Below are 13,085 nucleotides of genomic sequence, written 5' to 3'. Positions count from 1 at the left end.
GTGATCGTCCTGTCAGTCGAGACAGAACTCGTTGCCCTCGATGTCCTGCATGTTGATGCATGACTCGTTGTCGTCATCGGCGAGCAGCGTCTTGACGTGTACGGCGCCGAGTGCGACGAGGCGTGCGCACTCGGCCTCCAGCACGGCGAGGCGCTCCTCGCCCACCAGTCCGGTGCCGACGCGCACATCGAGATGGACGCGGTTCTTCACGACCTTGCCCTCGGGCACGCGCTGGAACAGCAGACGCGGCCCCACGCCCGAGGGATCACTGCACGCGAAGTAGACGACCTGTTCCTCGGGCGGCAGCGAGCGGTGGTAGTCCTCCCACGTGGCGAACCCCTCCGGGACCGGCGGCACGACGTACCCCAGCACCTCGCACCAGAAAGCGGCGAGTCGCGCTGGTTCGGCGCAGTCGAAGGTCACTTGGAACTGCTTGATCGACGGCATCGCCGCACGATAGCAGTGGTCTCCCGCATGGGCCGTTCCTTTTTCGCCGCCCGACATCCGGTTGGCGGGACTCGGCGACCACTGCCGGCTTTCCGGAGGCCGTGCGACGGGACCTGTTCGCCGCCTTCGGCAGCAAGGAGACGACGCTGTACGCCAACCTCACACCGGCACCCCGTCGTTCGAGCTGGAGGACGGATGCCAATTCCTGGACCGCCACCTGACGTGAGGTGAGGCCGTCCGTCGAGGGTCAGTGAGCTTCGGGTGCGGCCCGGAGCTCACGCTAGTCGTCCGGTCCGCAGCCTTCCACGGGGCGATGAGCGTCGGTGACCTGTTGCCGCAGCGGGGGGTGCAACCGGTTGCTCAACGTCGGCTCGTCCCTCTCCTCGGGCGTGCCCCAGCCGTGGGCGAGTGCGCCGGTGTGTTCACGTCTCCATGGCCGGCCCTCCGCATCGCGGAACCACAGTGTCTCCACGTCGAGCGCGGTGTCAGATGTCCACGCCCGGCCGATGTCCTCACGGACCACCTCGGCGGGGAGGGACACGGCGGAGCAGGGCGGCAGAGCGCGGATGTGCAGCACGGGTGCGACGTACACCTGGGCCGCATTCTTCTGGGAGGCTCCGGGAACGGCGCTGACCTTCAGGTAGACGTCGGAGACAGGAGAGCGCGAGCGGTTGGTGAGGACCAGGCCGGCGCCGCCGTTCTTCTCCCGCTTGACCCAGACCGACACCCGCTCGGCTTGCCGACTGTCCAGCTCGTAGTCGTCCTGTACGGACTGATGCAGCTGATCGCGGGCCGTCTGATAGCCGTAGTAGGTGCTGATCCCGGTGAAGAAGAGTCCGGCTACGGCCGCGATGCCGGTCAGTAGCGTCGCTGCCCCGTTCCAGTCGGCCGCCCGCCCGCCACGGGACGGCGCCGCGGGCACCTCCGGCTCGGGCGTCTCGGCCCTCGCCGGAGGGCGCACCCGCCTCCGCACCGGGCGGGGCCGGGTGGGCCTGAGACGCACTCGATGTGGTCGCACGCGTCTCCTCTCGCGCCCCGTGGGGCCTCGGCCCGTGCAGGGCACGCGCTGCGCCCACACTGACTAGCCGGAGAAGGCCGACGGGCACAAAGTCCTGTTCTGTCCGCCGGGAGACTGGCTCTGTCTGCTCAGTTGCTCATGCAGATCGTTTTCTACTGTTCCGCCGGGAGTTTCCGGGGGCGTGGTGAAAGGGATCTCGGCGTGTCCAAGGGCTGTCCCGCAAACGCTGGCTGGGTGGGGCCCAGGTGAGGGCCGGGATACCCGCGAGCGTCCGACGCGGCCGGTGTGGCAGCCTGCTGACATGCCATGGGAGCTGCGAGAACATGCAGGCCGTCACTACGCCGTCCTGTTCCACTACGCGTTGCCTGACGATGCCTGGGCCGTGGAGCTGAGCGAGGCTGTGCCTGCGCCGGCCACGGGTGCGGAGGACCCCAACGCCGCGGTGACCCACTTGCCCGGCGCTGCCTTCTTGGTAGCGCTCGTCCCGGAGGAGGACCCGAATCGGCAACCGACCGTTCGCGTCTACAGTCCTGACGAGCGTGTTGTCCCCTACGAGATCATGCGCTGGTTCATGGAGCAGGTGGCCGACCAGGTGGAACGCTGCCGCATCGCGTTCGAGCAGGAGGCACCTGAAGCAGTGGAATGATCACGCAGTGACTGGTGTGATCACGGCGTCGGAGCCGTCGCGGACAGCCCCGTTCACCGGGCTCAGCCCGCGGCAGTTCGGGAAGCTGGTAACGGTGCTGCGGCGCGAGGGGGCGGATGTGGTCCGCAGGGGACGGCCGTGGAGCCTTCCGCTGGAGGACCGGGCCCTGCTGGTAGCGGCTTACTGGCGGACGAACCTCACGATGCGGCAGCTTGCCCCGCTGTTCGGGGTGTCGAAGTCGGCGGCGGACCGGATCATCGACCTCGACGCCGACACCCGCCTGGTCGTCATAGTCGGCCGACCGCTCGCCGGGAACCGCAACGACTGCAAGGTCCTCCGCGACTGCCGCCTCAAAGGAGACGGCGTCCACCACGCCATGCTCGGCATCGCCCGGATGCACATCGCCCTCGCCGGACAGGCCAGTGGGCCGCACGGCGGCCCAGCATGCCCGAGGCCGCCAGAAGATCATGTACGGGACAGCCCTTAGCGTCGGCCGTTTCGTCGGCGCTCGCTGTGCCGTAGGGCCCGGCGCTGCTTGCCCGGCAGGGTCGCGGCCAACTCACCTACCGGGGAGACGTCGTGGCCGCTGTCGTCCCGGCGGCCCGGGCACCACCACACCGGCGGGCCCGGCGCGGCCGTTTCTTCCGGGCACCGGTCGTCGGCAGTCCTCGTGCGACGAAGGTGCATGCCGATCTTGTGTTCGCGACAGACCGGCCAGACCTGCCGGAGCAGCTCCATGATCGTGGACTGTGCGGCGTCCGCGACCGCTGTCAGAACCGTCGCCTCGTCGTACGGCTCCGCGGGGGCGCCCTCCTCGGCATCCCACGCGTCGACCGCGTCGCCGTGCCAGCGGCCGTCGGGCATCGCCACGTAGACCTGGCCCCTGTCGTCTTGGTCCGGGGACACGGCCTGCCGGGGCGGGTCGACCATCAGGATCAGCGGTTCCCGGTCCGGCAGGGTCGCCGTCAGGTCGCGGTTGACCGCGGCGAGCGCGGACTCCAGCATCGGCCACCGGCCGGGCTCGGCGCGTCCGGGGCGCGGGTGATCCTGCCCGTCGCGGGCCGGTCCGCTGAGGTTCGAGAAGCTGTCCACCGGTGCATCGTCGCAGCTCCGCGTCGGTGGCACGGAGCCGGGGGATACCGCGGGCGGGGCTCCGGACGGTCTCGGCTCACGGCGTCGGCTCGCCGCACCGCGGACGCGCTGTGTCCCCGTACAGTTGAGTGACGGGAGCCTCTCACCCGGAAGGCCCCCTACTCCCTCGCACGAGCCGTACGGGAGCGTTCATGCACCACCCTCCCGACAGCCCGGAGGACGACTCCGGCGCGCTGTTCGGGCTCGACGCCCTCTCCCCCGGCCCCGCCTCGGCCGATCACTCCTCCTCGTTCCGCAGCTCCCCGGAGGCGCGCCGGATGCTGCCCGTGCGGGAGATCTACGCCGAGCCCGCGGCCGCCGCGTCCCCGCGGGGCCGCCAGATCAGCGCCCGCTTTCCCGACGCCCGGCTGACCATGGTCGACTCGCACTGGCGCATCCCCGGGCTGCACGGCAACCAGGGCAACATCGAACGCTGGGTACGCATCAAGGGCGAGACGCTGGTGCTCGGTGAGAAGAAGACCCTCACCACGCGCCCCAACGGCCGGTCCGCCGACTGGATCGCCCCCGGCGCGTCCAACGGCTGCGCCATGGCCTGCGCCTACTGCTACGTGCCCCGGCGCAAGGGCTACGCCAACCCCGTCACCGTCTTCACCAACACGGACCGGATCATCGCCCACCTCGCCCGGCACGTGGCACGGCAGGGGCGCAAGCCCGAGCCGAACCAGTGCGACCCCGAGGCGTGGGTGTACGACATCGGGGAGAACGGCGACTGTTCGGTCGACGCGCTGATCTGCGACAACACCGCGGACCTCGTGCACGCCTTCCGGCAGTGGCCCACGGCCAAGGCGTCGTTCGCCACCAAGTTCGTCAACCCCGACCTGCTGACCCTCGACCCGCGTGGCCGCACGCGCATCCGGTTCTCGCTGATGCCGCCGGACGACGCCCGGCTGCTCGACGTACGCACCTCCCCGGTCGCCGCACGGATCGGCGCCGCCGGGGACTTCCTCGACGCCGGGTACGAGGTGCACTTCAACCTCTCCCCCGTGGTCATCCGCCCCGGCTGGCAGGACGCCTGGGCGGATCTGCTCACCCACCTCGACGACGTCCTGCCCCGGCGGGTGAAGGAGCAGGCTGCCGCGGAGGTGATCATGCTGACCCACAACCAGGAGCTGCACGAGGTCAACCTCGGTTGGCACCCCCGGGCCGAGGAGGCCCTGTGGCAGCCGGACCTCCAGCAGGCCAAGCGCTCCGAGAACGGCGCCCTGAACGTCCGCTACCGCAACGGCGTCAAGGGGGACGCCGTGCGGTCACTGCGCACGCTGATCGACCGCCGTGCGCCGTGGCTGCGGGTGCGGTACGCCTTCTGAGCGGCGGAACCGGCCCGGCAGTTCCTCGCGCGGCCGCTCCGCGGCCTCGCCCCACGCCCGCACGCTGACGGCGGTGCGCGCGACGGACGGGGCGGGTTCGGGGGGCAGCTCGCTGCCGGAGTGGACCGCGACGAAGCGCACGTCGTCGGGTGCGTCACCGACGGCGATGGCCACGTCGGGAGAGACGCCGTCCACCGCGTAGGCGGTTTCCTTCGTGGAACGGTCCTCCCCCTCGTTCCGGCCACCGGTGTCGTCGCAGGGCGGCTGGGTCGCCGTGCCCAGTCCGGCGCCGTGACGGAATTCCACGTTGGCCACATCCCGGTAGGTACGCCCTTCGTAGGTCACCACGTGGACGCATGACGGCGCGGCCTCGCCGCTGTCCTCCGCCGGCTCGCAGGCGGAGACGGACGCCGCCGCGGCTGCCGTCAGCAGTGCGATCACGGATCGCTGGGCCCAGCTCATGAACCGACCTCCAGAGGGGATCCCGGACCGGCACCTCCGAGTCCGGAGCAGGTCCGGGCTCGGCGATGCCACTCCTGTGTCTCATCAACACCGACGGAGCGGAGGTGGTCTTCGTTCGGACGTCCGCCGGGCACGGACGCACCTCGCGGGGCCGGGGGCCGCACCCGATGGCCCCCGGCCCCGCGAGGTGGGACTCACACGCGGTCGGCCGCGATGAGGACGTACTGGAAGGAGCCGTCCCGGTAGGACTCGATGAACGCCTCCTCGATCCCGGTGACCAGCGAGGACGTGGCCCGCAGCTCCCAGTAGGGCAGGGTGTCCGGAGTGAGGTCGACGATCGTCTGCGGTACGAGCCGGTTGTCGGCCATGGCCCGCAGGTACTCGCGGCGGGAGTGGATGTTGCACTCGAAGTGGGCGTTGATCTGGGAGACCCACTTCGACGGCTGGCCGTAGCGGGGGTTCCAGCAGCCGGTGATCGTCACGTACCGGCCGCCCACCTTCAGGAAGCGGGAGTGTTCGGCGAACAGGTCGTGCAGGTCGACGTACATGGTCGACTCGTTGTTCCACGAGGCGGCGATGCTGCCCTTGTCGAAGGGCGTGTCGAGCATGTTGCACACGCGGGAGCGGACGTGGTCGTCGATCCGCAGTTCCCGTGCGCGCCGGTTGCCGAACTCGGCCTGGGTGGCGGACAGGGTGACGCCTTCGACCTTGCAGCCGAAGCGGCGGTGCGCCATGACCATGGACCCGCCGCGCCCGCAGCCGGCGTCGACGAGCGTGTCGTCGGGGCCGATCGGCCCGAGGTGGTCCATGAGGAGCTCCGCCTGAGCCGACTCCAGCCGGTGCAGCTCCGCGATGAGCTTCTTCTCGTACTCGCTGTGGGCCGGGTCGCCCAGCGCGGCGTGGTCGACGGCGCCGATGCCGTAGTGGTGGTGGTAGAGACCGTCCACGTCACCGAGGCGCAGGTTGACCGGCCGCGCCTCGTTGTTCCAGTACCGGGCGATGTCTCCCTGGTACGGCGTCGCCGGGGCCGGGATCTTCGCGGTGGCGGTGGAGGTCGTTTCAGTGGTCACAGAGAGTGTCCGTTCTTTACCAGAAGTCGGGCAGGGTGTAGCGGTAGGTGTTGGTCCGGTGCCAGTCGTGGTTGCCGTCGACCCACGCGGCCACGCCTTTGAGGAAACGCAGCACGGGGGGCAGGGGGCAGGCCTCGGCGAGGTCGGCCGCGGCGGCCTCGAAGGCGTGCTGGAGTTCGTTGTGGACGTCGATGGCCTTGAGGTAGGCGTCGCGTTCGGAGAGCTGCTCGCGTTCCGCGATCACCACCGGCAGGTTCAAGTGGCGGCCGGGGCTGTTGAGTTCCTTGGTGTACGAGTAGAGGTCGTTGACGATGGTGGTCGCGTTGCCGGCCAGTGCGATGACCCGCTGCATGTCCGGCCGGGCGTGCAGGTCCGCGGGCAGTTCGTAGCCGCCGACGGTGTCGGTGATCGTGGGACAGGGGCGGAAGTTGTTGAACTGGCGCATCGCCAGGTACTCCCACACCTCCGGGACGTGGCCGGTCTGCGCCCAGGCGGCTTCGGCGAGGTAGCCCATGTGCAGCCGGGCCATGTCGTGCCGGTAGCGGTCGGCCTGGGAGGGCGTGGCCGCGTCGACGAAGTAGCCCATCGCGCTGTCGTAGGCCCGGCGCGGGGCGTCCGACGTGAGCGACTCCCGCCATGCCGGCGTGTACTCCGCGGTCGTGTGGAAGTGGTCGAGCGCGGTGTGGGCGAGGAGGAGGCGCCCCCCGAGGCCGACGGGTGATCCGCCGTGGTCCTCGCAGTAGCAGTCGTCCACCGCGTTCTCCGCGACCATCAGCCGTGTGGCGAGCATCAGGTGGTCGACCGTCGGGGCGTCGGGGTGGCAGGCGACCATGTACCGGCCGACGGAGAATCCGTCGAACTGGCCTTCCCACTCCTCGGGGTACAGCTGGACCTCGTCCTCGGCCCAGCGCTTGATCCGGCGGCTCACCTCCTCGACGCGCGCGGGGTCGGGTTCCGGGACGGGGTGGTGGTACAGGCCGGGGACGGCTTGTCCCGCGGCGGGTTGCGCGGGGGCGGTCCGGGGCACCGGGTCCGGGAGCGTGGGCTGGTAGCGGTGCGCCACGGACAGCGAGGCCGTGCCCGGACCGGTCGGTCCGCGCAGGACTCGCCGGAGTGCGGAGCCCGCCTCGGTCGTGGCGGGCATGTCCCGTACCGCGGAGGCGGCTGTTGCCGCGTCGGACATGACCTGGAGGTCCGGTCCGGCCGGGGCCGCGTCGGGCAGGACGGGGGCGCCCGGCCCGGCCGCTGCCGCGTCATGCGCGTCCCGTTCGGCGGGGGCGGCCGGCGGTGCCGGCGGCGGGGCGGGGAGGCTGACCGGTGGATGCAACCCGGCAAGGAAGTGCGCCGCGGTGGGTGTGACGTGAAGGCCGGAGGCCACCGGCGCGGGGGTGGGCGGCGTCGGCCGTTGCTCGGGGAGGGGTGGTCCGAGGGGCCCTGAGTCGGGCATCGGCGGCTCCTTGGTGGGGTGGGATGGGCGCACCGCGGCACGGGGCGTGGCAGGCGTGCGCGGCCTGCCACGGCCGGGGCCTCAGCGCGGCCTCATGGGGGGCGTGAGCAGGAGGTGGGCGTGTGCGACCGGGGGTTCAGCGGGGCCTGGGGGCGATCTGCACGTTCTCCAGCACTCCGAGGGCGTCGGGCAGGAGCACGGCGGCGGAGTAGTAGGTGGTGACGAGGTAGGAGATGATCGCCTGTTCGTTGATGCCGGTGAACCGCACGGAGAGACCCGGTTCGTACTCGTCGGGCAGGCCGGTCTGCCGCAGGCCGATGACGCCCTGGTTCTCCTCGCCGGTGCGCATCGCGATGATGGAGCTGGTCTGTTCCCTGCTGATCGGGATCTTGTTGCAGGGCAGGATGGGAACGCCGCGCCAGGCGGGGACGGACTGCCCCCCGAGGTCGACGTGGTCGGGGTAGAGGCCGCAGGCGTTGAAGCCGCGTCCGATGGCGGCGATGGTCCTGGGATGGGCGAGGAACAGTTTGGTGCCGCGACGGCGGCAGAGCAGGTCGTCCATGTCGTCCGGGGTCGGCGGGCCGGAGCGGGGCTGGATGCGCTGCTTGAAGTCGGCGTTGTGCAGCAGCCCGAACTCACGGTTGTTGATCAGCTCGTGTTCCTGCCGCTCACGCAGGGCCTCGACGGTGAGCCTGAGTTGCTCCTCGCTCTGGTTCATCGGGCCGTTGTAGAGGTCGGCGACCCGCGTGTGGATCCGCAGAACGGTCTGGGCGACGGAGAGCTCGTACTCGCGGGGCCGGAGTTCGTAGTCGACGAAGGTGCCGGGCAGTTCGGCTTCGCCGACATGGCCGGCCGACACGGCGATCTCGGCCTCGCCGTGCTTGTTCTGCCGCCGCCGCGCGCGGGAGGTGAACTCCTCGAGGTGGGCCCGCAGGTGCGGCGCGGAGGCCTGGACCGCGGCGAAGTCGGCGCGGGAGAGGGTGAGAAGCGTCCCGGACGTCTCCGCGGTGACCGTGCACTCATGGCGGGCCTCGGGGTCGAGCAGGGCGTGGTCCCCGAAGTGGTCGCCGTCCGCAAGGACGCCAACGGCGCTCTTTTCGCCGTAGCGGCCCTCGGACGTCTGGCTGACCCGGCCGTGGGCGATCAGGTGGATCCGGTCCGCGGGGCTGCCGCGCTCCACGAGGACCTCGCCCGCGGAGAAGTCCCGCTGGGCGCAACGGTCCGCGAGGGCGGTGAGGACGTCCGTGTCCTCGAAGCCGCGCAGCAGGGCCAGTTCACCGAGTTCCCGGGGGATCACCCGGACCGTGGCACCTTCCTGGACGAACTCGATGCGCCCGTCCCCGACGGTGTGGCGCAACCGCCGGTTCACCCGGTAGGCACCGCCCTTGGCCTCGACCCAGGGCAGCATCCGCAGCAGCCAGCGGGAGGTGATCTCCTGCATCTGCGGGGCCGACTTGGTGGTGGTGGCGAGGTTGCGCGCGGCGGTGGTGCTCAGGGACTGCTGCGGCGGGTCGGCGGTGGTCCGGGCTTCCGGGATGCTGTCGACGGTCATCGAGGGCAGGTGCTCCTTGCATGACGGGTCGTCCGGTGCACACGGGTGCGTCGACCGGGAGACAGGGAGGGGGTGGACAACGAGCGGGAAGGATCACGCGGATCCGCCCCACCTGCAAAAAGCTAACCGCTGAGGGAGCCGCATCGGCCACGGAGACGAGAGGCTTACCTCGAAGCAGTGACAATCAGTTGAATGCGGTTTATCGGTCGGCTCACCCGTCTTCACCCGTGCCGTAGGGTCGGACACGTGATCGCACGGCCCAGCCGCACGCCCTTCCGTCTCGCGCACCTCGCGCCCTGCGCGGAGGCTGCCAGCACCTGGCTGCACGACGCCGCCGAGGTCGTCGACCCCACGCACCTCACGCCCGCCGCGGCCGTCGGGCCACGGCCATGATGCGCGTGTGGGCCCCTGCGGTCCTGCTGGTGGTCTGCGGCTCACTCCTCGCCACCAGGCTGATCTCCGCAGGGAGCCCGGGTGCGGGCGCTGCGCTCCTGGTGGCGTTCCTGCTGCTCGCAGCCGCCACCTCGCCCCTGGTCTTCCCGAGGTCGATCGGCGCCCTGGAGGCGCAGCGCCGCAGCGCGGTCGACGGCCGGCCGATCGTGTTCTGGCGGCCGGGCTGCACGTACTGTCTGCGCCTGCGCATCCGGTTGGGGCACCGTGCCCGCCGGTTGCACTGGGTCGACGTCTGGCGGGACCCGGCCGGATCGGCGGCGGTCAGGGAGGTCAACGGCGGCAACGAGACCGTGCCGACCGTCTTCGTGGACGGCCGGCCGCACACCAACCCCGATCCGGCATGGGTCCGCGCCCGGCTCTGATCCTGCCCGTGGCCGGGAAGCGGCCGCAGGCCGGTCGCCGCGAGGGCACCGACAACGGCCCGGGGAAAGGCCTAGACCCTTTCTTGATCCGGGGCTAGGCTCTGCCGGGCATGTCCGAGAGCGCTCTCAAGCTCTGCTGTTCCACCCCCACCTGCTGGAACAACGAAGGGGCATCCCTTGAGACGCACCACAAGCCTGCGCACCGCCGTGTCCGCGCTCCTGCTGCTCGGCACCTGGGCGACCGCGAGCGCCCTGCCGGCCTCCGCGGCGGACGCTCCCGCGCCTCCCTCCCAGGCGCCCGCCTCCCCCGAACTGCTCTCCGCGATGCAGCGCGACCTGGGGCTGACCCGTGCCCAGGCGGAAGCGCGCCTGGCCGCCGAGAAGACCGCCACCGACGTCGAACGCACGGCGCGCAAGGCCGCGGGTTCGGCCTACGGCGGCTCCTGGTTCGACGCCCGCGCGGGCAGACTCACCGTCGCCCTCACCCTCGCCACACATGCCGACGCCGTACGGGCGACCGGAGCGGCCGTACGGCTCGTGCGGTACGACGCGCGGCACCTCGACGCGGCGAAGAAGCGCATCGACGCCCTGGACGCGCCCGCGGGAGTGGCCGGTTGGCACGTGGATCCGAAGGTCAACAAGGTCGTCGTCAGCGTCGTCGCCGCGCGCCGGGGCGACAACGATGTCCGGGCCTTCCTCTCCCGGGCCCGCGAGGCCGGTCCGGTGACGGTGCGGCAGAGCCCGGCCGCACCCCGCACGTTCGCCGCCGGCACCGTGGGCGGCGACCCCTTCTACACCGGCAACGTCCGCTGCTCCATCGGCTTCTCGGTGCACGGCGGTTTCGTCACCGCCGGGCACTGCGGCAGGCCGGGCGCCGCGGTGTACGGCTGGGACCGGTCCTCCATCGGCAACGTCCAGGGTTCCTCCTTCCCGGGCGACGACTACGCCTGGGTGAACGTGGGCAGCGGCTGGTGGACCGTCCCGGTGGTGCTCGGCTGGGGCACGATCCCCGACCGGCTCGTACGCGGTTCCGCCGAGGCGCCGGTGGGTGCCTCCGTCTGCCGTTCCGGTTCCACCACGCACTGGCACTGCGGCACCGTGCTGGCGAAGAACGAGACGGTGAACTACAGCGAGGGAGCCGTCCACCAGATGACGAAGACGAGCGTCTGCGCCGAGCCCGGGGACTCCGGCGGCTCCTTCATCAGCGGTGACCAGGCCCAGGGCGTCACCTCGGGCGGCTGGGGCAACTGCGGCAGCGGCGGCGAGACCTGGCACCAGCCCGTCAACGAGATCCTCAACCGGTACGGGCTGACGCTGCACACGGCCTGACCTCACGCACGCCGGGAGGGCTCCGGTGACCCCGCACGCCACGGCCACCGGGGCCCTCCGTCGGGACGGTCAGCGTCCACTCCGCGGTGAGCGGCCGCTGAGGAAGCGTCTCAGGAGCATCCTCCATGAGATGCTTCGCCGTTTCGAAGCGCTACGTAGCGCTTCGAAGCGCTACGAAGCGCTACGAAGCGCTACGGCGTACGGTGCCGGGTTCCGCCGGTCATCGACTCGGATTCCGGAGGCAGGCTGTCGACTCCGGCTCCCTTGTCTCGCGCGCATCGTGTCATTAGTGTTCGCCCGCCAGGTGAAGCGCTTCGACCGGCGAGGGAGCAGGCTGCCGTGACCAACCCCGTGATCCCCGGCTTCCATCCGGACCCCAGCGTGTGCCGGGTGGGCGACGACTACTACGTCGTGTGCTCCAGCTTCGAGTACTTTCCCGGCATCCCCGTCTTCCACAGTCGCGACCTGGTGCACTGGACGCAGATCGGCAACGCCCTGAACCGGCCCAGTCAGCTCCGCCTGCCCCCGGACACGGCGTCGTCCGGCGGCATCTACGCCCCGACCCTGCGCCACCACGACGGCAGGTTCTGGCTGATCGTCACCAACGTGGCCCCGGGCGAGGGGAACCTCCTGTTCACCACCACCGACCCGGCCGGTCCCTGGTCGGAGCCGGTGCGGCTGCCGGGGGTGGGGGGCATCGACCCGGATCTCGTCTGGGACGAGGACGGCACGTGCTGGTGCACGGTCGCCGGGGTCTCGCAGGTGCGCATCGACCCGCGCACCGGAGAGACACTCGGTGAGCCGCGGCCGCTCTGGTCCGGCAGTCCCGGCGCCAAGGCCCCGGAGGCGCCGCACCTGTACCGCATCGGCGCGTACTGGTACCTGCTCATCGCCGAGGGCGGCACCGAGCGTGGCCACGGCGTCTCGATCGCCCGCGGCAGTTCGCCCTCCGGGCCGTTCGAGCCGTGCCCGCACAACCCGGTCCTGACGCACCGCGGCACCGGCCGCCCCGTCCAGAACACCGGGCACGCGGACCTGGTCCAGGCGCCCGACGGCTCGTGGTGGATGGTGCTGCTGGCCGTCCGGCCGCGAGGCGGCACACCGGGCTGGCACGTGCTGGGCCGCGAGACGTTCCTGGCGCCGGTGGAGTGGGTGGACGACTGGCCGGTGGTCGGTGAGGTGCCGGCCGAACTGCCGGTACCGGCCTGGCCGCTCGTCCCCGTGCCCGCCGAGGCCGTCCGGGACGACTTCGACCGCGGTGGGCTGCGCCCGCGGTGGATCTCCGTGCGGGACCGTCCCGTGGAGTACTGCACCACCGAGGAACGCTCCGGCTGGCTGACGCTGCGGGCACGCGGTGGCTCCCTGGACGAGCCGGACGCCGTGTTCGTCGGTCGTCGCCAGCAGCACCTGACGTGCGAGGTGCGTACCCGCGTCGACCCGGCGGAGGGCCGCGGCGGGCTCGCGGTCCGCCTGGACGAGGAGCACCACTACGAGGTCGAGGCCCTGGAGGGAGAGGTGAGGGTGCTCGCCCGGGTGGGGCCTCTGCGCGCGGTCGTGGCGTCACGACCCGTACCCGCCGGACCCACGGTCCTCGGGCTTCGCATCAACCCCACACCGCCGGGCGGCCGCGCACCGGGCCGGACACCCTCACGTTCGGTGTGGAGGAGCCGGACGGCACGTTCGCCGAGCTCGGCACCCTCGACGGCCGCTATCTGTCGACCGAGGTGGCGGGCGGTTTCACCGGCCGGGTCATCGGCATGTATGCCGCAGCCGGCACGGTCCACTTCGACTGGTTCGACTACGAGCCTCTCAGCCCCTGATCCGGCGCCGCGTCCCCACA

At 71.3% G+C, this 13,085-nt stretch carries 12 protein-coding genes and 2 pseudogenes; 7 read left to right on the top strand and 7 right to left on the bottom strand.

Annotated features, from left to right (window positions below; translation table 11 throughout):
- Positions 1-12: 12 nt before the first annotated feature.
- On the bottom strand, positions 13-447 hold the full coding sequence (locus tag ACFV20_RS13325) for a VOC family protein (RefSeq protein WP_385655779.1): 435 nt from the start codon (positions 445-447) through the stop codon (positions 13-15).
- 280 nt (positions 448-727) lie between these two features.
- Positions 728-1,408: a hypothetical protein gene (locus ACFV20_RS13320; RefSeq protein ID WP_385655778.1), complete on the bottom strand. Its 681-nt coding sequence runs from the start codon at positions 1,406-1,408 to the stop codon at positions 728-730.
- A gap of 358 nt (positions 1,409-1,766) precedes the next feature.
- Between ACFV20_RS13320 and ACFV20_RS13315 the strand changes: the two genes are divergently transcribed.
- Together ACFV20_RS13315 and ACFV20_RS13310 are read left to right on the top strand one after the other, a co-directional pair.
- Positions 1,767-2,111 (top strand): hypothetical protein, encoded by a 345-nt coding sequence (locus tag ACFV20_RS13315; RefSeq protein WP_385655776.1) that lies wholly within the window; start codon positions 1,767-1,769, stop codon positions 2,109-2,111.
- A gap of 7 nt (positions 2,112-2,118) precedes the next feature.
- A pseudogene (locus ACFV20_RS13310) lies at positions 2,119-2,526 on the top strand (transposase family protein); the annotation flags it as partial.
- Positions 2,527-2,594: 68 nt separating this feature from the next.
- Here ACFV20_RS13310 and ACFV20_RS13305 read toward each other — a convergent pair.
- A complete protein-coding gene (locus ACFV20_RS13305; RefSeq protein ID WP_385655774.1) occupies positions 2,595-3,203 on the bottom strand; it encodes a hypothetical protein in 609 nt (202 codons plus the stop codon).
- Positions 3,204-3,394: 191 nt separating this feature from the next.
- Between ACFV20_RS13305 and ACFV20_RS13300 the strand changes: the two genes are divergently transcribed.
- On the top strand, positions 3,395-4,570 hold the full coding sequence (locus ACFV20_RS13300; RefSeq protein WP_385655772.1) for a spore photoproduct lyase family protein: 1,176 nt from the start codon (positions 3,395-3,397) through the stop codon (positions 4,568-4,570).
- Here the strand turns inward: ACFV20_RS13300 and ACFV20_RS13295 are convergent.
- The 4 genes from ACFV20_RS13295 to ACFV20_RS13280 form a co-directional block, all read right to left on the bottom strand.
- The gene (locus ACFV20_RS13295; RefSeq protein ID WP_385655770.1) at positions 4,511-5,032 is read right to left on the bottom strand and encodes a DUF6281 family protein; all 522 of its coding nucleotides are present in this window, start codon (positions 5,030-5,032) and stop codon (positions 4,511-4,513) included. The genes ACFV20_RS13300 and ACFV20_RS13295 overlap by 60 nt on opposite strands.
- A gap of 194 nt (positions 5,033-5,226) precedes the next feature.
- Complete coding sequence (locus tag ACFV20_RS13290) at positions 5,227-6,102, bottom strand: geranyl diphosphate 2-C-methyltransferase (RefSeq protein ID WP_385655768.1); 876 nt, start codon at positions 6,100-6,102, stop codon at positions 5,227-5,229.
- Between the two features lie 16 nt (positions 6,103-6,118).
- Positions 6,119-7,549 (bottom strand): family 2 encapsulin nanocompartment cargo protein terpene cyclase, encoded by a 1,431-nt coding sequence (locus ACFV20_RS13285; protein ID WP_385655766.1) that lies wholly within the window; start codon positions 7,547-7,549, stop codon positions 6,119-6,121.
- 136 nt (positions 7,550-7,685) lie between these two features.
- The gene (locus tag ACFV20_RS13280) at positions 7,686-9,101 is read right to left on the bottom strand and encodes a family 2B encapsulin nanocompartment shell protein (RefSeq protein ID WP_385655764.1); all 1,416 of its coding nucleotides are present in this window, start codon (positions 9,099-9,101) and stop codon (positions 7,686-7,688) included.
- 246 nt (positions 9,102-9,347) lie between these two features.
- Between ACFV20_RS13280 and ACFV20_RS13275 the strand changes: the two genes are divergently transcribed.
- The 4 genes and pseudogenes from ACFV20_RS13275 (at position 9,348) to ACFV20_RS13260 (ending at position 13,065) form a co-directional block, all read left to right on the top strand.
- A complete protein-coding gene (locus tag ACFV20_RS13275) occupies positions 9,348-9,494 on the top strand; it encodes a hypothetical protein (protein ID WP_385656117.1) in 147 nt (48 codons plus the stop codon).
- The gene (locus tag ACFV20_RS13270) at positions 9,491-9,916 is read left to right on the top strand and encodes a glutaredoxin domain-containing protein (protein WP_385655763.1); all 426 of its coding nucleotides are present in this window, start codon (positions 9,491-9,493) and stop codon (positions 9,914-9,916) included. Before ACFV20_RS13275 ends, ACFV20_RS13270 begins: the two co-directional genes overlap by 4 nt.
- 177 nt (positions 9,917-10,093) lie before the next feature.
- The gene (locus ACFV20_RS13265) at positions 10,094-11,245 is read left to right on the top strand and encodes a S1 family peptidase (RefSeq protein ID WP_385655762.1); all 1,152 of its coding nucleotides are present in this window, start codon (positions 10,094-10,096) and stop codon (positions 11,243-11,245) included.
- 339 nt (positions 11,246-11,584) lie between these two features.
- Positions 11,585-13,065 (top strand): annotated as a pseudogene (locus tag ACFV20_RS13260) (glycoside hydrolase family 43 protein).
- Positions 13,066-13,085: the final 20 nt, after the last annotated feature.

Origin of the sequence: Streptomyces sp. NPDC059696 (assembly GCF_042733745.1) — a bacterium.
GTDB lineage: Bacteria > Actinomycetota > Actinomycetes > Streptomycetales > Streptomycetaceae > Streptomyces.
Note: the sequence above shows the minus strand (reverse complement) of the source record. Positions and strands in the feature narration are given on the sequence as shown.

Coding starts and splice junctions, on each gene's coding strand:
- ACFV20_RS13300 (WP_385655772.1), top strand. CDS start 3,395: ATGCACCACCCTCCCGACAGCCCGGAGGACGACTCCGGCGCGCTGTTC.
- ACFV20_RS13315 (WP_385655776.1), top strand. CDS start 1,767: ATGCCATGGGAGCTGCGAGAACATGCAGGCCGTCACTACGCCGTCCTG.
- ACFV20_RS13325 (WP_385655779.1), bottom strand. CDS start 447: ATGCCGTCGATCAAGCAGTTCCAAGTGACCTTCGACTGCGCCGAACCA.
- ACFV20_RS13280 (WP_385655764.1), bottom strand. CDS start 9,101: ATGACCGTCGACAGCATCCCGGAAGCCCGGACCACCGCCGACCCGCCG.
- ACFV20_RS13295 (WP_385655770.1), bottom strand. CDS start 5,032: ATGAGCTGGGCCCAGCGATCCGTGATCGCACTGCTGACGGCAGCCGCG.
- ACFV20_RS13285 (WP_385655766.1), bottom strand. CDS start 7,549: ATGCCCGACTCAGGGCCCCTCGGACCACCCCTCCCCGAGCAACGGCCG.
- ACFV20_RS13270 (WP_385655763.1), top strand. CDS start 9,491: ATGATGCGCGTGTGGGCCCCTGCGGTCCTGCTGGTGGTCTGCGGCTCA.